16 protein-coding genes are annotated in these 18,293 nt (G+C 63.5%); 8 read left to right on the plus strand and 8 right to left on the minus strand.

Annotated features, from left to right (window positions below; genetic code table 11):
* Positions 1-226: 226 nt before the first annotated feature.
* Together O7B34_RS16920 and O7B34_RS16925 are read right to left on the minus strand one after the other, a co-directional pair.
* A complete protein-coding gene (locus O7B34_RS16920) occupies positions 227-463 on the minus strand; it encodes a hypothetical protein (protein ID WP_337147135.1) in 237 nt (78 codons plus the stop codon).
* A gap of 144 nt (positions 464-607) precedes the next feature.
* Positions 608-1,195: a TetR/AcrR family transcriptional regulator gene (locus O7B34_RS16925; RefSeq protein WP_337147136.1), complete on the minus strand. Its 588-nt coding sequence runs from the start codon at positions 1,193-1,195 to the stop codon at positions 608-610.
* A gap of 72 nt (positions 1,196-1,267) precedes the next feature.
* Between O7B34_RS16925 and O7B34_RS16930 the strand changes: the two genes are divergently transcribed.
* Positions 1,268-2,506, plus strand: coding sequence for an FAD-dependent oxidoreductase (locus O7B34_RS16930; RefSeq protein WP_337147137.1), 1,239 nt, complete (start codon positions 1,268-1,270; stop codon positions 2,504-2,506).
* Between the two features lie 97 nt (positions 2,507-2,603).
* Here the strand turns inward: O7B34_RS16930 and phbB are convergent, their stop codons facing one another.
* Together phbB and O7B34_RS16940 are read right to left on the minus strand one after the other, a co-directional pair.
* A complete protein-coding gene (gene phbB, locus O7B34_RS16935; RefSeq protein WP_337105708.1) occupies positions 2,604-3,329 on the minus strand; it encodes an acetoacetyl-CoA reductase in 726 nt (241 codons plus the stop codon).
* Positions 3,330-3,450: 121 nt separating this feature from the next.
* Positions 3,451-4,629, minus strand: a complete 1,179-nt coding sequence (locus O7B34_RS16940; protein WP_337147138.1) for an acetyl-CoA C-acetyltransferase — start codon at positions 4,627-4,629, stop codon at positions 3,451-3,453.
* 296 nt (positions 4,630-4,925) lie between these two features.
* On the opposite strand from O7B34_RS16940, the gene phaR reads away from it, so the two are divergent.
* Positions 4,926-5,534 carry a polyhydroxyalkanoate synthesis repressor PhaR gene (gene phaR, locus O7B34_RS16945; RefSeq protein ID WP_027141834.1) on the plus strand — a complete coding sequence of 203 codons (609 nt, stop codon included), beginning with the start codon at positions 4,926-4,928 and terminating at the stop codon, positions 5,532-5,534.
* Positions 5,535-5,554: 20 nt separating this feature from the next.
* Here the strand turns inward: phaR and O7B34_RS16950 are convergent, their stop codons facing one another.
* The gene (locus O7B34_RS16950; RefSeq protein WP_337147139.1) at positions 5,555-6,697 is read right to left on the minus strand and encodes a citrate/2-methylcitrate synthase; all 1,143 of its coding nucleotides are present in this window, start codon (positions 6,695-6,697) and stop codon (positions 5,555-5,557) included.
* Positions 6,698-6,789: 92 nt separating this feature from the next.
* Here O7B34_RS16950 and O7B34_RS16955 point away from each other — a divergent pair, with 92 nt between their 5' ends.
* The 5 genes from O7B34_RS16955 to O7B34_RS16975 all read left to right on the plus strand — a co-directional run bounded on the left by O7B34_RS16955 (position 6,790) and on the right by O7B34_RS16975 (position 14,746).
* Positions 6,790-7,878: a citrate synthase/methylcitrate synthase gene (locus tag O7B34_RS16955; protein WP_337147140.1), complete on the plus strand. Its 1,089-nt coding sequence runs from the start codon at positions 6,790-6,792 to the stop codon at positions 7,876-7,878.
* A 207-nt stretch (positions 7,879-8,085) separates the two neighbouring features.
* Positions 8,086-9,216, plus strand: coding sequence for a patatin-like phospholipase family protein (locus O7B34_RS16960; protein WP_337147141.1), 1,131 nt, complete (start codon positions 8,086-8,088; stop codon positions 9,214-9,216).
* An 821-nt stretch (positions 9,217-10,037) separates the two neighbouring features.
* Positions 10,038-11,213 (plus strand): efflux RND transporter periplasmic adaptor subunit, encoded by a 1,176-nt coding sequence (locus O7B34_RS16965; protein WP_337147142.1) that lies wholly within the window; start codon positions 10,038-10,040, stop codon positions 11,211-11,213.
* A 79-nt stretch (positions 11,214-11,292) separates the two neighbouring features.
* Positions 11,293-14,469: an efflux RND transporter permease subunit gene (locus O7B34_RS16970; RefSeq protein WP_337147143.1), complete on the plus strand. Its 3,177-nt coding sequence runs from the start codon at positions 11,293-11,295 to the stop codon at positions 14,467-14,469.
* A gap of 118 nt (positions 14,470-14,587) precedes the next feature.
* Entirely contained in the window at positions 14,588-14,746 is a 159-nt protein-coding gene (locus O7B34_RS16975) for a DUF3309 family protein (RefSeq protein WP_337143027.1), read from the plus strand.
* A 38-nt stretch (positions 14,747-14,784) separates the two neighbouring features.
* Here the strand turns inward: O7B34_RS16975 and O7B34_RS16980 are convergent, their stop codons facing one another.
* Positions 14,785-15,744, minus strand: coding sequence for an SDR family oxidoreductase (locus tag O7B34_RS16980; protein ID WP_337147145.1), 960 nt, complete (start codon positions 15,742-15,744; stop codon positions 14,785-14,787).
* A 194-nt stretch (positions 15,745-15,938) separates the two neighbouring features.
* Positions 15,939-16,121: a hypothetical protein gene (locus O7B34_RS16985; RefSeq protein ID WP_442920971.1), complete on the minus strand. Its 183-nt coding sequence runs from the start codon at positions 16,119-16,121 to the stop codon at positions 15,939-15,941.
* Positions 16,122-16,236: 115 nt separating this feature from the next.
* Here O7B34_RS16985 and O7B34_RS16990 point away from each other — a divergent pair, with 115 nt between their 5' ends.
* Positions 16,237-17,151 (plus strand): LysR family transcriptional regulator, encoded by a 915-nt coding sequence (locus O7B34_RS16990; RefSeq protein ID WP_337147146.1) that lies wholly within the window; start codon positions 16,237-16,239, stop codon positions 17,149-17,151.
* Here O7B34_RS16990 and O7B34_RS16995 read toward each other — a convergent pair.
* A complete protein-coding gene (locus O7B34_RS16995; protein ID WP_027141843.1) occupies positions 17,109-18,290 on the minus strand; it encodes an MFS transporter in 1,182 nt (393 codons plus the stop codon). The two genes, O7B34_RS16990 and O7B34_RS16995, sit on opposite strands and share 43 nt — an antisense overlap.
* Positions 18,291-18,293: the final 3 nt, after the last annotated feature.

Genomic DNA, 18,293 nt, shown 5'->3' on the forward strand with positions numbered 1-18,293 from the left:
CATAGGGATTTCGGGCGCGAAGCGAAAGCGGAATGTTCCAACCGGTTTCCGAAGACGTCCGCGTCAGCCCGCAAATCAGCCCCTGCTTAACAGTTGGAACGAGTCTGGAACGAATCGGCGACGAATCGGTGACTCCGTCAGATTCAGCTTTTGTTCACGGCTAGATATGGATTTTGTGACCACGAGTCTCACCACATGCTGAATCGCCGGATTGGCCCGTTTTATGCTAGGCGGGCTTTGCCGTTAACTTTTGCCTGTGAACGATGCGGGAGGATCGGTATGCCCCGCTCAAGGTTCTGAAATCGTTAATCTTTCTGAACTCGATATTAAGGAATAGCAGGCAATCGCGGCCATTAATGTTAACATTGCGCTCAAAGCCGGAACGAATCGGCGACAAATCAGCGTCAGAGGTTTTTTCTCCTTTTGTTCCCTCAATATCTTGTGTTGTGAACAGCTTATCCACCGAGAATCCACAGGCTTGATCACAGGGTTTCGCACAGACGCGCTGCCGCCATTAACCTTTGCGTGCCGGAACAGGACATGGCGGGTTAGAGGGCCCGATAATGTCGTGATCAGGCGCACGGTAATGCTCGCCGCCGGTTCAGGATTAATCCGCCCCGGTTGCATAGCGCTGCAGGACCGGACCGACATCCCTGATGATTTCTTCGTGCGATAAGGCCACGACGGGCGGCAGCCGCAGCAGATATCGGCACGTCGCCAGACCCAGCAACTGGCTGGCGACGAGGCCGGCGCGCCGGCCGGCATCGGCGGGGTCGCCGAACGGTGCCACAACCGGCCGGACCTGAGTGGCGAATACGTCGCGCACCTTCTCCGCGGCGAATTCATTGGACGCAGCCGAGCGCAGGAGAATGACCATGCCGGTGGCGCTGGGAGAATTCTCCCAAGTGCGAAGAAAACGCCGGATGATCGCGTCGCCGATGGAAGCGCGGTCGGTCACCTGCGTTGCGGGCAGTTGCAGGTCGAACAGCGCCGCCCTGGCGAACAGCTCATCCTTGCTGCGGAAATAGCGGATCACCATCGCGGGATCGATCGAAGCGAGCGCTGCGATGTCACGGATAGAAGCGCCGCCATAGCCGTGCTCGGAGAACAACTGCCTCGCCGCGTCGAGGATTTGTGCACGGGTGCGGTCGGACTTGCTCGGTTTTTTTGGCTGATTCGTGCTCATGAAATCCATATGCCAACGACCGTTGACAAATTCAAGCGCTCCAAATAAAAGTCACCGATCGTTGACAAATGGAGAGAGGAAATGCTGCCCGATACCACCGAAGTCCTGATCATTGGCGCCGGCCCGACCGGCCTGGCGCTGTCCATCGCCCTGCACCAGGCCGGCGTCGACCACGTCCTGGTCGACCGCCTTGCCGATGGCCTCAACACCTCACGCGCCGGAGTAATCCACGCGCAGACACTGGAAACACTGGCACCGCTCGGCGTCACCGGGCGCCTGGTTGAACTCGGGCTGAAGCTCGACAACTTCGCCATTCGCGATCGTGACCGGACGCTGGTCAATCTCAACTTCTCCGGTCTGCCCACGGCATATCCCTATGCGCTGATGATCCCGCAGAACCTGACCGAGAGGGTGCTTGCCGAACGCATCGCCGAACTGGGCGGCGTCGTCCATCGCGGCGTCGAGGCGAAAATGGTTATGCAGGACCAGGACGGCGCACGCGCTACCCTCGTTCAGAACGGCCGCGAAAAGACGATCTACGCACGCTACGTGGTCGGTGGGGACGGCATGCATAGCGTGGTTCGTGAGGCGGCTAGCATCGGCTTCGACGGCGAGCCCTATGCCGGGTCCTTTGTTCTTGCCGATGTGCGCCTCGACTGGCCGCTCGGGCCGACGGAGGTTTCATTGCTGTTCTCGCCGGCTGGACTGGTCGTCGTGGCGCCTCTGCCGGATGGATCGTACCGAATCGTGGCGACCATGGATGAGGCGCCGGAGCAGCCTGGTATTTCCGACATCCAGGCGCTCCTGGACAGCCGTGGACCGTCGGCGAGCCCGGCGAAGGTGCTCGACCTGAGTTGGAGTACACGTTTTCGCGTTCATCATCGCATCGCCAAGTCCTATCGCCATCGGTCGTTGTTCGTCATGGGCGATGCTGCCCATGTGCACAGCCCCGCCGGCGGTCAAGGCATGAACACCGGTCTGATCGATGCCGTGGTGCTGGGAGAATTACTCGGCGACGTGATCAACGGCATCCGCGGGGAAAGCGAACTCGACCTTTACGAGACGCTTCGCCGTCCAGCGGCGCAGGAAGTGATTGACCTCGCGGGCAGGCTGACCGGCATGGCACTCACGCGCACCCCGTTCCGGCGCTTCCTGCGCAACCTCGTCCTCAACTTCGTCAATATCAACCCGATCGCCAAGCGCAAGATTTCACTGAAGCTGTCAGGTCTCAGCCGGGCCGATATGGCCAAGCTGCCGGCACCGTCACAATCGGGTGTGCGTAAGCAGTCCATGAAAAGCGGGCTTAAGCTGGTCGCATGAATCGACAGCGCCAGCTTCCGTGTCTGTATGGGCGAGCATCAAAAATGAAAGCGCCGGCGGAACTGCCGGCACTTTCAGATTTGGCCATACGGTTTGATCAGACGAAGTACTGGCCACCGTTGGCGGTGAGGGTCGAGCCGGTGATGAAGCCGGCGTCTTCGGAAGCGAGGAAGACGACGCAGCGCGCGATCTCTTCCGGTTCGCCAAGGCGGCCGACCGGGATTTGCGGGATGATGCGTTCGTTGAGCACTTTCTCGTCTATCGCCTTGACCATCTCGGTGGCGATGTAGCCCGGACAGATGACGTTGACGGTGATGCCCGCGCGCGCGCCTTCCTGCGCCAACGCCTTCGAGAAGCCGATGTCGCCGGCCTTGGCGGCGGAGTAATTGACCTGACCAGCCTGGCCCTTCTGTCCGTTGATCGAGGAGATGGTGATGACGCGGCCGAACTTGCGGTCGCGCATACCGCTCCACAGCGGATGCGTCATGTTGAAGACGCCCGACAGATTGGTGTCGATGACCTCTTTCCACTGCTCGCGCGTGATCTTGTGGAACATGGCGTCGCGGGTGATGCCGGCGTTGTTGACCAGCACCGAGACCGGGCCGAGGTCGGCCTCGACCTGCTTGATCCCGGCGGCGCAAGCGTCATAGTCGGCGACCGACCATCTGTAGACCGGAATGCCGGTCTCGGCCTTGAACTTCGCCGCTGCGTCGTCGTTGCCGGCATAATTCGCGGCAACCGAATAGCCGGCAGTTTTCAAAGCGATCGAGATCGCCGCGCCGATACCGCGCGATCCACCCGTGACGATTGCAACTTTGGTCATGTGTCCTCCCTTTGGTCGGAGGGGCGAATGGGGAGCAGCCAATAGCGAATGGGGATTTGATGTCCCACAGCGCTGAGGCCGTTCTTCCCTATTCGCTCCTCCCTATTCGTTATTGGCTAGGTTAAATCGCTTCGACGCACATGGCGACGCCCATGCCGCCGCCGATGCACAAGGTGGCCAGTCCCTTCTTGGCGCCGCGTCGGCGCATCTCGAAGACCAGCGTGTTGAAGATGCGGGCGCCCGAGGCGCCGATCGGGTGGCCGATGGCGATGGCGCCGCCATTGACGTTGACGATCGCGGGATCCCAGCCCATGTCCTTATTGACGGCGCAGGCCTGCGCGGCGAACGCCTCGTTGGCCTCGACAAGGTCGAGATCCCCTGCCGACCATCCGGCCCGTTCCAAAGCCTTGCGCGAGGCGGGAATGGGTCCGGTGCCCATGATCGCCGGATCGACGCCGGCGGTTGCCCAGGACGCTATCCGCGCCAGCGGGGTGATGCCGCGCCTGGCGGCTTCCGCTTCGCTCATCAGCAGCGCACCGGCGGCACCATCATTGATGCCGGAAGCGTTGGCGGCGGTCACCGTGCCGTCCTTGTCGAAGGCCGGCTTCAGCTTGGTCATGGCATCGATCGTGGCGCCGTGACGGATGTACTCGTCCTGATCGACAACCGTGTCACCCTTCTTGCCCTTGATGGTGAAGGAGACGATCTCGTCCTTGAACTTGCCGGCCTTCTGCGCGGCCTCGGCTTTGTTCTGCGAGGCCAGCGCGAACTGGTCCTGGTCATCGCGGGTGATCTGGAACTGGCGGGCGACGTTCTCGGCGGTGTTGCCCATGTGGTAGCCGTTGAAGGCGTCCCACAGCCCGTCCTTGATCATGGTGTCGATCATCTTGTAGTCGCCCATCTTGACGCCGGCGCGCAGATGCTCGGCGTGCGGCGACAGCGACATCGATTCCTGGCCGCCGGCGATGATCACCTTGGCGTCACCGGTGGCGATCTGCTGCATGCCGAGCGCGATGGCGCGCAGGCCCGAACCGCAAACCTGGTTGAGGCCCCAGGCGGTGGTCTCCTTGGGCAGGCCGGCCAGGATCGAGGCCTGGCGGGCCGGGTTCTGGCCTTGCGCCGCGGTCAGCACCTGGCCGAGGATGACCTCGTCGACCTCGCCCGCCTCGACACCAGCACGCGCCAAAAGTTCCTTGACGACGACGGCGCCGAGTTCATGCGCGGGCGTGGCGGCGAAGGCGCCGTTGAAGGAGCCTACGGCCGTGCGCGCGGCGCTGGCAATGACGATGGAAGCGGACATTTTCTTCTCCAGACTTCAAGGGTGTTGTTGTGCCGTTGAGGACTTTTCTTGCCCTTTCCCAACCCCAAGTCAAACCGGAAATCGGCATGACGCCCATGCGCCGCAAGCAGGCCAAGTCTCGCCGCCCCGGTGGTCCAGCCGCTGCTGCGCAGCATATTTAGCCTGCCATGCAGCATTATATGATCCCGCAGTGCACAAACTGCTTGGAATTGTGAGGCTTTTGCGCATATCCTCAAAAAGGGCGCAATCGTTACCGGCTGCTTACTCAGGCGTGCCGGTGTCCGGGGAGGATGCAGATGGCCGCAAAAGACGACCCGATCATTATCAAGAAATACGCCAACCGCCGCCTCTATAATACGGGGACGAGCACCTATGTGACGCTCGAGGATTTGGCCGAAATGGTCAAGAAGGGCGAGGAATTCACCGTCCAAGACGCCAAGACCGGTGACGACATCACCCATCCGGTGCTGACCCAGATCATTTTCGAACTGGAGAACAAGGACGGGCAGAACATGCTGCCGATCCCGTTCCTGCGCCAGCTGATCGCCTTCTACGGCGACCAGATGCAGATGATCGTACCGAGTTTCCTCGAACAGTCGATGATCGCCTTCTCAAAGGAACAGGAGCGGTTCCGCGAGCAGATGAAGGGCGCCATCGGCAAGTCGCCGCTGGACGTGATGAAGATGGCGACGCCGATCAAGGCGCTGGAAGAACAGACGCGCCGCAACATGGAAATGTTCCAGAATGCGATGCGGCTGTTCACGCCATTTCCGCCTCCGGGCTCGGCGCCCGCCGCGGCTCCCGCCGAACCGGCCAGGAAAGAAACGCCGGAAAAGCCGGACGATCTGCAACAGCTGAAGGACCAGATCGCGGCCATGCAGCGCAAGCTCGACACGATGTCGTAAGCGCATAGCGCTCACGACATTTATGGCAGCAATCCTTCATAGCGGCCGCGCGGCCGGATGATGCTGCCGCTCACGATCTGTTCGACCATGTGCGCGGCCCAGCCGACGCTGCGTCCAAGCGCGAACAGGTGGAACGGTGCATCGCGCGGCAAGCCAAGGCCGCGCGTCAGCACGGCCAGGGCAAAATCTATGTTCGGTTGAGCGCCGGTCGCGGCAATGGCGGCGCTTTCCAGCGACCGCAACGTCTCGTCGGTGTTGTCGAGGCCCGCCAGAAGCGCTGCGGCCCGGGGATCGCCCTCGGGATAGAGCGGGTGGCCGAATCCCGGCAGTGGCCGGTCGTGGCCAAGCCAGCGCCGGATCGCGGCATCGGCGCCATGCCGCGCCGCGTCTTCGGCGAGTTGCATCACCGCTTCGCCAGCGCCGCCGTGGCGGGGACCGGACAGTGTCGCCAGGCCAGCCAGCAGACACGCGGCGGGCGAAGCTCCGGTCGAGGCCGCGACGCGGGCCGCGAAGGTCGATGCGTTGAGTTCGTGATCGGCAAGCAGGACAAGGACGCGACGGATCGCTTCCGCGCCATCATCGTCCACCGACCAGCCCCGTGCCAATCGCTGGTGCACCGGTTCCGGTCCCGCCATGGCACCGAGGGCGCTGGCCAGAACGCCGATCGCGTGCGCGGCGTCGGCGCACAGCGAGGCAGCACTTCGCCCAAGCGAAGGCCGCGCCTGGCCGGCTAGCAAGGCGAGTTGCGCAAAGGCCGGGGCGCGACCGATCTGGGGCGGTGCATCTGGCGACGGCGCTTCAAAACTGACCGGGCCGGGCAGAGCCCAGAGCAGTCCGGCGGTTTCTTCCAGCGTGGTACGGTCGGACAGCGCAACGGCGTCCCGGCCCCGATAGATGAGGTGGCCGTGCCAGACTGTCGAGATCGCGGTGACGATCGACGGCTCGCCCCAGGCGATCGCGCTTTCGGCAATGGCCGCAGGGCTGCGCCCGCGCGCCCTTCGCGTTGCCAGCGCCGCGATGTCGTCGGCGCGGTATTGGCTGCGGCGCGGATCGTCCCGGTCCGGGCGCATGCCGATGCGGCCGCGGCTGACATAGGCATAGAGCGTCTGCGGCCTCACCCCAAGCCTTTCCAGCGCCTCCTCCCGCGACAACCATTCCGACATATCGGTCCTGATATTGATTTAGTTGATCAAGATTGATGCCTATGTTGCCCAGCCTTATCTCCCATCTGGAAAAGCTTCAAGGAGACAAGGCTATGGCGAATGGGCTCGATGACGTGGTGGCGGCCGAAACCGTGCTGTCCGACGTGGACGGTCTGGGTGGCCGCCTGACGATCCGCGGTCATTCGCTTGGGGAGTTGGCAGGGCGATGGAGTTACGCCCAGGTCGCACGCCTGCTGCTGGACGGGTTCTTCGACGATCTGCCTGGCGACGCCGAACTGTCGGCAAGGTTGGGTGAGGCTCGCGTCGAGGTGTTCGACCGGCTCGCGGCTTCGCTGCCCTGGCTGGCACCGCTCGATATCTACAGCGCCATGCGCGCCGGCATGGCCTTGCTGCCGGATGGCGAGACGCTGACGGACGCCTTGCGGCTGATCGCGGCGCCCGCGGTGCTGACGCCGGCCCTGCTGCGCCTGCGGCGCGGCGAGCAGCCGATCGCACCCGACGGCAAGGCGGATCATGCCGCCGACATGTTAGGGATGCTCAGGGGTTCCGTCCCGTCGCCGGCATTGGCAAAGGCGCTCGATACCTATCTGGTCACCGTCTGCGACCATGGCCTCAATGCCTCGACCTTCGCCACCCGCGTCGTCGCTTCGACCTTGGCGGGCCTGACATCATCGGTGCTGGCCGGCCTTGGCGCGCTCAAGGGCCCGCTGCATGGCGGCGCGCCCGGCCCGGTCATCGAGATGCTCGACGCCATCGCCGCGCATGGCGACGCTGCCGGCTGGCTGCGCGACAAGATCGCGCATGGCGAGCGCATCATGGGCTTCGGCCATCGCATCTACCGCGTGCGCGATCCGCGTGCCGATGTGCTGAAAGCGGTGGTGCGCAAGCTTGGCGGCGAGGGCGACACCGGCCGGCGGCTGGCTTTCGCCGAGACGGTTGAGCAAACCGCGCTCGACGTGCTTCGGATCGCCAAGCCGAAGCGCTCGCTGCAGACCAATGTCGAATTCTACACCGCGCTGGTGCTGGAAGCGGCGGGATTTCCGCCCGGTGCCTTCAGCAGTGTCTTTGCCGCCGGGCGCGTTGCGGGCTGGGTCGCGCACGCGCGCGAGCAGCAGACGACCGGACGGCTGATCCGTCCGCAGTCCCGCTATGTCGGGCCGGTGCCGGACCTCGTCGCCTAGATTCTCTGTCTGTTTCGAAAGCTACGGCCTCTCCGCATTGCAGCGGAGGGGCTTTTCGCATGACCGAAATTTCATGTGATCACGCGACCGTGTTCGTGTTCTTGCCTTGGTCCGTCCTTATATGCTGCACTGCAACATAGGCCGGCGACAGCTGCTTCCCTCCAATGACGTTGGGGCAGGCCGGCGCATCAGGATGACAGGAACGCCATGACGAAGAACGGCAAGGCGGAGGAAAAGAAGAAGATCAACATCGCCCTCCAGGGAGGCGGCTCGCACGGGGCCTTTTCCTGGGGCGTGCTCGACCGGCTGCTGGAGGATGACAGGCTTGAGATATCGGCGGTTTCCGGCACCAGTGCCGGCGCCATGAACGCGGTCGCATTGGCCGATGGTTTCGTGCGTGGCGGGGTTGAGGGCGCCAGGCGGAAGCTGGACGATTTCTGGCAGGCGGTGGCGGCAAAGGGCCGATTCAGCCCGGTGCAGCGCATGCCGTGGGATGTCGCCTGGGGCAACTGGTCGATCGAGAACACGCCGGGCTATGTGTTCTTCGACACCATGTCGCGGGTGTTTTCGCCCTATGTCGCCAACCCGCTCGGCCTCAATCCGCTGCGCGACGTGGTCGCGCGGGAGATTGACTTCAAGAATGTTCGCGCCTGCAAGTCGATGGAACTGTTCATCTCCGCCACCAATGTCGAGACAGGGCAGTTGCGGGTGTTTTCCGATGGCGAGATCGACCTCGACACGGTGATGGCGTCGGCCTGCCTGCCGCAACTGTTCCGCGCCGTCGAGATCAAGGGGGTGCCCTATTGGGACGGCGGTTATGGCGGCAATCCGGCGCTCTACCCGTTCTTCAAGACGGCAGCGACCGAGGACGTGCTTCTGGTGCAGATCAATCCGGTGGTGCGCGAGGGAACACCAAGAAGCGCCAACGAGATCCAGAACCGCATCGACGAGATCACCTTCAACGCCGGCCTGCTGCGCGAATTCCGCTCGATCGCCTTCGTCAAGGAACTGATCGCCGCCGGCCGCCTGCCGCATGGCGAATATCGTGACATCCGCATGCATCGCATCGATGCCGATGAGGCGTTCAAGGATTTGTCGGCATCGTCCAAGATCAATGCCGAATGGGCCTTCCTGACCTATCTGCGCGATCTCGGCCGTACCGCCGCCAGCGACTGGCTGGAAGAGAATTATGACGCGGTCGGCAAGCGGGCTACGCTCGATCTCTCGGGCGAACTCGACGATGGACTCAAGCCGGTACGCGGTCCCGCACCCGGCCGTCGGGTGAAGGAATTTCTCGCCGTGCGCAAGAACCCGGAGGCCGAGCGCCGTCGGGCCTGAATCTGACGGCACAGGCTTGGAGGGGCCGCGTTTGCCGGCAATCGCGGGCGTCATCCGCGGAGCGTCAGAGAGGTTGTTGGCGTGACAGCAACCTTGGCGTGCGGAAGAGCCCTCATCATCCTGACGTCTGCTGCCACTGACGGTCAGTGGCACCACCTCCGGGGCGCTCGTTACCTGCTCACATGCAGCGCTCGATACAGAATTGCGAATGGGACAGATACACCCGGTGTTCCGGCGCCTGCCTCGCGCCACGCCCGACGTCGCACGTGTCAGGGCACGACGATTCGGGGCGTTATCGCGCCGGCGCATTGGCGTTTTCAGCATCTGGTTTGACTTCGGTGCATTGGGATCGGCAAGCCTGATCCGAAGCGGCTGCCGTGCGTTTTCCTGAGCGATTCCAGATCTTTGGCGGAGTATCGTGGCGCCGCAGCCATTGTCCCTCGCCGATCGCACTGACGCGGATCGTTGGTTTGTGCCCGAGCTTCAATCAGCGATGTGATGCGGATCGCAACTGTATTCCGGAGACGGCCCATGGCGAGCGGGGCTGGCCACCGCGTAGCCGGCGTTTCAGGGCCACGTGAGCCGGCGGGCCGCTTCGTCAAGTAGACTGGCAAGTCACGAAGAACCGTTTCATGGCTGCCACACCTTGTCCGGCTATGCAATGCTGCTGCAACTTTAGGACTATATTGCGATGCAACTTTGATGTAGAAGCGCGCTCGCCGATCACGGCAATTTGAACACGGTCAGGCGCGCACCCATATCGGCGACGCGCCCGCGTCATAAGACGCGGTGCTGGCCGAACCCGCAGTGGAAAAATGACGATGCCTAAAATCAGGTTTCACAAGCTTGCAGCCATTGTTGTGCTTATCGGTTTCGCGGCGTGGATGGCGACAGGCGAGTTCTCGTCGGTCGGCAGCGTAGCGGCCGACAAGGCCAAGGCAGCCGAGGTCGAGCAGGGCAAGGCGCCGGACGCGAGCAAGCCGAAGACGGCGGAAGCCGAACCGAAGGCCGCGCTGCGCACCGTCGCGGTGGTGACGCCGCCTCGCAAGACCTATGCGCGCGCCATCCGCATTTCCGGGCTGACCGAAGCCGACAAGCGCGCGGTGCTGGCAACCCGCGTTGCCGGCGTCATCGACAGGCTGCCGGTCAAACAAGGCGATCGCGTCAAGACCGGCGACCTGGTGCTGATGCTCGCCGCCGAGGAAAAGATCTCGATGGTCGACAATGCCAAGCAGCTTGTCGCGCAGCGCCAGGCCGAGCTGGACGCGTCGTTGCGGCTGATGAAGACCGGCAATTTGCCCAAGCTGCAGCTCGACACTGCTCGCTCCAATCTGACCCTAGCGCAATCCCAGCTGGACACCGCGCAGGCCGAGCTCGACCGCAACGAAGTGAAGGCGCCGTTTGACGGCGTCATCGACCGGGTGCCGGTGGAACTCGGCAGCTCCGTCATGCAGGGCGGCGAGGTAGCGACCATCCTCAAGCTCGATCCGGTGATCGCGCGCGGCGAGATCAGCGAGCGCGACCTCGGTTACCTCAAGATCGGTGACAAGGCCAGCGTTCGGCTGGTCAGCGGCCAGACCGTCGAAGGCACCGTGCGCTATATCAGCCGTGACGCGTCGTCGGCGACCCGCACCTTCCGTGTCGAGATCGCCATCCCCAATGCCGATGGCTCCGTGCCGGCCGGCATGACGGCGGAAATCCAGCTCAGCGCGTTGCCGACCGACGCCGTCCTGCTGCCGCGCTCGGTGGTGACGCTCGGCGACAAGGGTGATCTCGGCATCCGCGCCGTCGGCAAGGACAACAAGGTGGCATTCTTCCCGATCGATCTGGTCGACGATACGCCGACCGGTCTCGTGCTCGGCGGCATCCCGGCCGACGCGCGCATCATCGTCGCCGGCCAGGAACTGGTGAAGGAAGGCGATGAGGTCAAGCCGGTCGAGGCCGACCAGGCGACCATCAACAAGCTGATCGGCGAAGCCACCGCAGGGACGCAGTAGCGCGGGGCGCCGGCGCCGGGCCTTGCCCGGCGCCGGCATGTCCGTTCGCCACTCCCGAAAGCAACAGCAGGCATAAGTCATGGATATCGTCAGACTCGCAATCAACAATGCCCGCCTGACCATCTCGGTCCTGGTCTTCCTGCTGATTGCAGGCTGGGTCGCCTATCAGTCGACACCGAAGGAAGCGGAACCCGACGTTCCGATTCCGATGATGTATGTCAGCCTGATCTATCAAGGCATTTCGCCTGAAGATTCCGAGCGCCTTCTGCTGCGGCCGATGGAAAGCAAGCTGAAGAGCCTGAAGGGCCTCAAGGAGATGCGCTCGGCCGCTTTCCAGGGCGGCGGCTATGTGCTGGTCGAGTTCCAGCCGCAGACGAACCTGGCGACGGCACTGCAGGATACGCGCTCCAAGGTTCAGGACGGCAAGGCCGACCTGCCGCAGGCGGCCGAGGAGCCGGTCGTCACCGAGGTCAACATTTCCGAATTTCCGGTGCTCGTCGTCACGCTGTCGGGCGAATTGCCCGAACGCGTGCTGGCGGCCGCGGCGCGCGAACTGCGCGACCGTATCGAGGAAGTGCCCGGCGTCCTCGAAGGTTCGCTGCAAGGCTCCCGCGACGATCTGGTCGAAGTCGTCATCGATCCGATGAAACTGTCGTCTTACGGCTTGCAGCTCGATCAGCTGATCGGCGCAGTCGGTGCGTCCAACAGCCTGGTCGCCGCCGGCAACATCGAGGGCTCCCAGGGTAAATACGCAGTCAAGGTGCCGTCGCTGATCGAGAAGCCCGAGGATGTGGCGGCACTTCCCGTGGTTGCCGGTCCCAATGCCGTGGTTCAGGCCAAGGACATCGCCACGATCCGCTCGACCTTCGCCGATGCCACGACGATCACCCGCCTCAACGGCAAGCCGGCCATCGCCATCGAGGTCAAGAAGCGCATCGGCGCCAATTTGATCGACACGCTCACCAAGGTCAGGGAGGTGTCCGACACCTTCGTCAAGACCATGCCCGAAGGCATGCACGTCACCTACACGCAGGACAAGTCGGTCTTCGTCAACCAGTTGCTCGGCGATCTGCAGAACCACGTGATGATCGCCGTCATCCTGGTGTTCATCGTCATCCTCTACGCGCTGTCCGGGCGCGCCTCGTTGCTCATTGGGCTGGCCATTCCGTCATCCTTCCTGATCGGCATCCTGCTGCTGGCCATGATGGGCTACACGATCAACATGATCGTGCTGTTCAGCCTGATCCTGGCCGTCGGCATGCTGGTCGACGATGCCATCATCGTCACCGAGTTCGCCGAGCGACGGATGAGCGAGGGCATGCCGAAGCAGGAAGCCTTCGCGCTTGCCGCCAAGCGCATGGCCGGTCCGGTCATCGCGGCAACGATGACGCGTATCGCCGCCTTCTCGCCGCTGCTGTTCTGGCCGGGGATCATCGGCGATTTCATGAAGTATATGCCGATCACGCTGATCGTCACGCTGTCGGCCTCGATGCTCTATGCGCTGGTCTTCGCGCCGACGCTGGGGGCGATCTTCGCCAAGGCGCCGCAGCATCACGAGGATGGCAATCGCGACGGCTGGTACATGGCTGTCGTCAAGCAGGCAGTACGCTTTCCCATCACCGTGATGGTGCTCACCGTCGTCTTGCTGGCCGGTATCTTCGTTGGTTATTCGAAGTACGGTGCCGGTGTCGAGTTCTTCCCGAGCGTCGAACCCGACTACGGCCTGCTCTATGTGCATGCCCGCGGCAACCTTTCGCTGGCCGAAATGGATACCGCGACCAAGATCGCCGAAAGCCGGCTGCTCGGCTGGCCGGGCGTGAAGTCGGTCTATACCCGCGTCGGCAAATCCGAGGGCGGCGGCCAGGATGTGCCCGAAGACGTCGTCGGCGTCATCCAGTACGAATTCATCGATTGGCGCGAGCGCAAATCGGCCAACGATATCCTGAACGACCTGCGTGGCGTGATGGCCGGCATTCCCGGCGTCGATGTCGAGGTGCGCGTGCCGGAAGCCGGCCCGCCGACCGGCAAGCCGATCCAGATCAGGCTTTCGGCCATCGACCCCAAGGGATTGGACGAGAGGGCGCGCGAAGTCGCGGCACGCATCGCCAAGGTGCCCGGCGTCATCGACATTTCCGATGGCTTGCCGCCGCCCGGCGTCGACTGGGCACTCGAGGTCGACCGGGCCAAGGCTGCCCAGTATGGCATCAGCCCCACCTCCGTCGGGACGGTGGTGCAACTCGTAACCAACGGCCTGAAGCTTTCGGAATACCGGCCTGCCGGTGCTGACAAGGCTGTCGACATCCGGCTGCGCTTGCCGGAGGACCGGCGCACGCTGTCGACGCTCGACGAGCTCAGGGTGCAGACCTCGCAAGGATCGGTGCCGATCTCGAACTTCGTCGTGCGCAAGGCGAAGCCGAGCGTCGGCATCCTCAACCGCATCGACGGCGCCCGTACCGTGGTGGTGCAGGCCAACGTTGCCGCCGGCGCCCAGGTCGCCGCCGTGCAGCAGCAGGTTACCCAGGCGGTCACCGACATGAATCTCGGCAGCGGCATCCGCTGGAAGCTTGCCGGCTCAAACGAGGACAGCGCGGAGGCCAGCGCCTTCCTCAGCAAAGCCTTCGGTGCCGCTATCTTCCTGATCTTCCTGGTGCTGCTGGCGCAGTTCAACAAGTTCACCAGCGTCTGGCTGGTGCTGTCCTGCGTGGTCATGGCGACGATCGGCGTGTTCCTAGGACTGCTGATCACGGGCGAGACGTTCGGCATCGTCATGTCGGGCATCGGCGTGATCGCGCTGGCCGGCGTGGTGGTCAACAACAACATCGTGCTGATCGACACCTATGACCGGCTGCGTGAAGAGGGCTGGGACAAGATGGACGCGGTGCTGCAGACCTGCCGCGAGCGTGCCCGCCCGGTCGTGCTGACGGCGGTATCGGCCATTCTCGGCGTGCTGCCGATCGCCTTCGGGCTTGGGCTCGAAATCTTCCATCACGAGACGACGATCAACGCGCCGTCGACGCAATGGTGGATTTCGCTGTCCTCGGCGATCGTCTTCGGCCTGTCCTTTGCCACCATCCTGACGCTGGTGGTGACGCCGTCGATGCTGATGGTGTTCACGCGCGCCAAGGTCAAGCCCGGTGCGCGGCGCGGCTGGTTCAGCCGCCTGTTCCGGCGCGGCAAGGGCGAGATCTCGTCGGACACGCCGGCAGCGGATGCAGGTGTCGAGCCGGCGATTGCCTACCCGAAAGCCGCCGAATAGACAGGCTTGCCGATCTGACTGGCAAAGGCCGCCCGGAACAACCGGGCGGCCTTTTGCATTTTCCCCAAGGCCGATGCCACGCATCGTCTCCGAAGCAACGCAGAGCGGGGAATTTGTCATGCCGATCAGCACCATCCTCATCATCGTCCTGATCCTTGTCCTCATCGGAGCGGTGCCGGCCTGGCCACACTCGCGATCCTGGGGCTATGGACCTTCGGGCATTGTCGGTGTGGTGCTGGTGGTGATTCTCGTGCTGGTGTTGATGGGACGGCTCTGAGCGGCTGTTGCCGCTGGCCGGCTTGGCCGCGACGAGCCTCAGGCTGCTTCCGCGGTGCCATTTACGGTAGCGATGCCGATATCTTCGAGAGCCTCGGCGACCGCCTGGTCGAGCGGCGTGTGGGGGATTTCGCCGATGATGCCTTCCAGCCGCGTCGAGGCCAGCCGGTGCGGCTCGAAGCGCAGGTATGACATCGAGACGATCTCGCGCCACATCGCCACGAACGGGCTGCCGGCGCGCAGCACCCACCAGGGCATGGAAGTCATCTTGAGCTGATGGCCGACGGCCTTCTCGGCGGCGGCCTTGATCTGAAGATCGGTGACGGCGTGTCCCGGAAAGTTCAGCGCCTCATAGAGGCCGAGCTTGTCGAGATTGCGGGCAAGCGCGACGAAACCGACTGCGAAGTCCGGGAGATAGGCCCATTCATGCACGAGGTCGGACGGACCAGGCGCGGTGTAGATGCCCTTGTTGATCTTGGCGGCGACGATCTGGTCGAACCAGGAGCCGCTGCCGGTGCCACCGAAGAAATCGCCTGCGCGCAGAAGAATCGTGCGCACGCGGCCGGACTCGGCCTCACGGCGGAACAAATTCTCCATGGCGCAGCGAATGCGGCCTTTTTCCGTGGTCGGGTGGAAGGGGGTGTCTTCCGTGATCACCGCCGGCATTGGCGAGCCGTAATTGTAGACGGTGCCGGGGAAGAGGTGCAGCGCGCCGTTGGCATGGCAGGCGGCCATGACATTTTCGGCCATCGGCAGGCACTTGCCCCAGTCGGTGTAGATCGGGTTGAGGCCGTTGAAGATGATATCGACGCCTTCGGTGGCCTGGATCAGAGATTGGCGATCCAGCGCATCGCCGGCAACAGCCGTGGCGCCCTTAAGCTCAGCCGGCACCTTGCCGGTACGGGTGACGGCGCGGACGTCGAAACCGGCGTCGATGAAGGCCTTGGCAACCACGCGACCGAGCCGGCCATTAGCGCCGAGAATTGCGATCTTGGTCATTCTTCGTCTCCTTGTTCGTTTGAAGTGCGGGGTTCGTTTTGAAGTGCGGGGGTTCGTTTTGAAGTGCGGGGGTTCGTTTTGGAGTGCCGGGCTTTGTCTTGAAGTGCGGGGTTTGCCGTGAAGCGACGGGACAAGCCCGCCGCTTTCTGGATCTTCCGAGGACCGTCGTTCAGCGGCTGCCGAAGAGGTCGCGGTTACTGCCCGGCACGACAGGCTTCTGATTGGTCGACTCCGATTCGCTGATCGAAGTCGGTCGTATTGTCCGTGCCTGCGACGGCCGGCTGGCTGGCATTGCCCGAGCCAAACTTGTCGCTGCCGGCAAAAGCGGTGCTGGCGGCGATGAGAAGGGCGGCGGCGGTGAGTGCGATCTTGGTCATTGGATTACTCCTGGTTGGTTGTTGCAGTTCCGTGTCGGTGTTTGCAGGGTGAATATGATTGTTTCATCAATGAATTGAAATTGACTATGAATGCAGGTTTGATATTCATTATTGAATGGATGACATCGACTGGAACCTGATCAAGAGCTTTGTCACCGTGGCGGAAACCGGCAGCCTGTCGGCTGCGGCGCGAAAGCTGTCGGCAAGCCAGCCGACGCTTGGACGTCACATCGGGGAGTTGGAACAGGCGCTCGGCGTCACGCTTTTCCGGCGCGGGCGAAACGGCTACGCGCTGACGGAAGCGGGAGCCACGCTATTCGAACGCGGCAAGGTGGTGAGCGAACAGGCTAGTGCCTTTTCACGGCTCGCGCTGGGCTCGGTCGAGGCGATCGAAGGCACGGTGCGGATTGCCGCCAGTGAAGTGGTGGCCGCCTATGTGCTGCCCGACATGATGGCGCGGCTCGGCATCGAGGTACCCGGCATCGAGGTCGAGATCGTTGCGTCGAACCAGGTCGAGAACTTGTTGCGCCGGGATGCCGACATTGCCATCCGCATGGTCAAGCCGGCGCAGAACGAACTGGTGGCGCGCAAAGTCTGCGATATCCCGCTCTGCGCCTGCGCGGCCATCTCCTATCTCGGTGGGCGCGGCCGTCCCATGGGGCCGGCCGATCTCGTCCATCACGCCCTGATCGGCTTCGATCGCAGCGACGAGATGATCCGAGCCTTTTCCCAATATGGTATCCCGGTCACCCGAAGCAGTTTCCGCTTCAGGGCCGACAATCAGACCGTGCTCTGGGAAGCGGTGCGGGCGGGAAACGGCATTGGTCTTGGCCAGGAGCCGCTGGCAGACCGCGATCCGCTGGTGGAAAAGGTGTTGCCCGGACTGCCATTGCCTGCTCTCCCGATATGGCTGGCCATGCATCGCGACGTGCGCGGCAGCGTGCGCATCCGCCGTGTGGCTGACTTTCTCCATGAGGAGTTGAAGCGCTATTCGGCAGGTGCCGCGTCAGGAGCGAATTCGGCGCGGTGAGCCAATCCGGCCATCAGCAAGACGACGATCAGCAGAACCGCCATGGCGATGAAGATCGGGCCGAAGCTGGAATGCTCGGCGACGAAGCCGATCGCCGACGGCGCCACCAGAATGCCGGAATAACCCATGGTGGTGACGACACTCATGCCGGTGCCCGACGACATGCCTTCCTGGTTGCCGCCGGCCGAAAAGATGATCGGCACCATGTTGGCGATGCCGAAGCCGCACAGCGCAAAGGCTGATATGGCGAGCCAGGGCGAGGGCGACAGGCCGGCAATCAGCATGCCGGCGGCCGCGACGATGGCTGAGCCGCGCAGTGTCATCACCGCGCCGAAGCGGTTGCGGACGCCATCGCCGAAAAAGCGCATGATCGCCATGACGCCGGAGAAGGCCGCATAGGCAAGGCCGGCGACGGCGAGGTCGGCGCCGAGTTCCTGCCGCAGATAGAGCGCCGCCCAATCGAGCACCGCGCCCTCGGAAATCATCGTCAGCAGGGCCATCAGGCCGATCAGGTAGACCAACGGATTTGCCGGCAGGGCGAATTTATGATGCTCGGCCGCCTGTGGCCTGTTTTCGGCCACGATATGGGGCACCGCCGCCGCGATTGCCGCGAAGGCAAGCGCGGTCACCACCGAAGCATGGGCGAGGTGGCCATAATTCTGGATGGCAAAGCCGCCAAGGGCGCCGCCGGCGAAACCGCCGAGGCTCCAGAAGCCGTGCGACGAGGACATGATGGCGCGCCCCAGCCGCCGTTCCACCACCACCGCATTGGCATTCATGGCTACATCCATGCCGCCGATCGAGCCGCCGAAGATGAACATGGCGACGGCCGCCAGCGGCACGTCGGGCGCCAGCGCCACGACCAGCAGGCCGAGGCTGCCGCAGAGACCGAACCAGCGCAGCACGGTGCGCGAGCCATGTTTGGAGATCAGGTGGCCGCACCATGTCATGGCGGTGACCGCGCCGGCGCCGAACAAAAGGATCAGCAGGCCGAGCGTGAATTTCGAGATGTCCAGGCGCGTCAGGAATACCGGAATCTGTGGCGCCCAGCTGCCGGTCAGGAAGCCATTGGCGAGGAAAATGGCCGCCACGGCCCATCGGCCGCGAATGGCAGTCTGCATGGCGTTCGGCGCGTTCATGAG

The sequence above is a fragment of the Mesorhizobium sp. Cs1299R1N3 genome (genome assembly GCF_037179625.1).
GTDB classification, from domain to species: domain Bacteria; phylum Pseudomonadota; class Alphaproteobacteria; order Rhizobiales; family Rhizobiaceae; genus Mesorhizobium; species Mesorhizobium salmacidum.

Coding starts and splice junctions, on each gene's coding strand:
- O7B34_RS16925 (WP_337147136.1), bottom strand. CDS start 1,195: ATGGATTTCATGAGCACGAATCAGCCAAAAAAACCGAGCAAGTCCGAC.
- O7B34_RS16930 (WP_337147137.1), top strand. CDS start 1,268: ATGCTGCCCGATACCACCGAAGTCCTGATCATTGGCGCCGGCCCGACC.
- phbB (WP_337105708.1), bottom strand. CDS start 3,329: ATGACCAAAGTTGCAATCGTCACGGGTGGATCGCGCGGTATCGGCGCG.
- O7B34_RS16940 (WP_337147138.1), bottom strand. CDS start 4,629: ATGTCCGCTTCCATCGTCATTGCCAGCGCCGCGCGCACGGCCGTAGGC.
- phaR (WP_027141834.1), top strand. CDS start 4,926: ATGGCCGCAAAAGACGACCCGATCATTATCAAGAAATACGCCAACCGC.
- O7B34_RS16950 (WP_337147139.1), bottom strand. CDS start 6,697: ATGTCGGAATGGTTGTCGCGGGAGGAGGCGCTGGAAAGGCTTGGGGTG.
- O7B34_RS16955 (WP_337147140.1), top strand. CDS start 6,790: ATGGCGAATGGGCTCGATGACGTGGTGGCGGCCGAAACCGTGCTGTCC.
- O7B34_RS16960 (WP_337147141.1), top strand. CDS start 8,086: ATGACGAAGAACGGCAAGGCGGAGGAAAAGAAGAAGATCAACATCGCC.
- O7B34_RS16965 (WP_337147142.1), top strand. CDS start 10,038: ATGCCTAAAATCAGGTTTCACAAGCTTGCAGCCATTGTTGTGCTTATC.
- O7B34_RS16970 (WP_337147143.1), top strand. CDS start 11,293: ATGGATATCGTCAGACTCGCAATCAACAATGCCCGCCTGACCATCTCG.
- O7B34_RS16975 (WP_337143027.1), top strand. CDS start 14,588: ATGCCGATCAGCACCATCCTCATCATCGTCCTGATCCTTGTCCTCATC.
- O7B34_RS16980 (WP_337147145.1), bottom strand. CDS start 15,744: ATGACCAAGATCGCAATTCTCGGCGCTAATGGCCGGCTCGGTCGCGTG.
- O7B34_RS16985 (WP_442920971.1), bottom strand. CDS start 16,121: ATGACCAAGATCGCACTCACCGCCGCCGCCCTTCTCATCGCCGCCAGC.
- O7B34_RS16990 (WP_337147146.1), top strand. CDS start 16,237: ATGGATGACATCGACTGGAACCTGATCAAGAGCTTTGTCACCGTGGCG.
- O7B34_RS16995 (WP_027141843.1), bottom strand. CDS start 18,290: ATGAACGCGCCGAACGCCATGCAGACTGCCATTCGCGGCCGATGGGCC.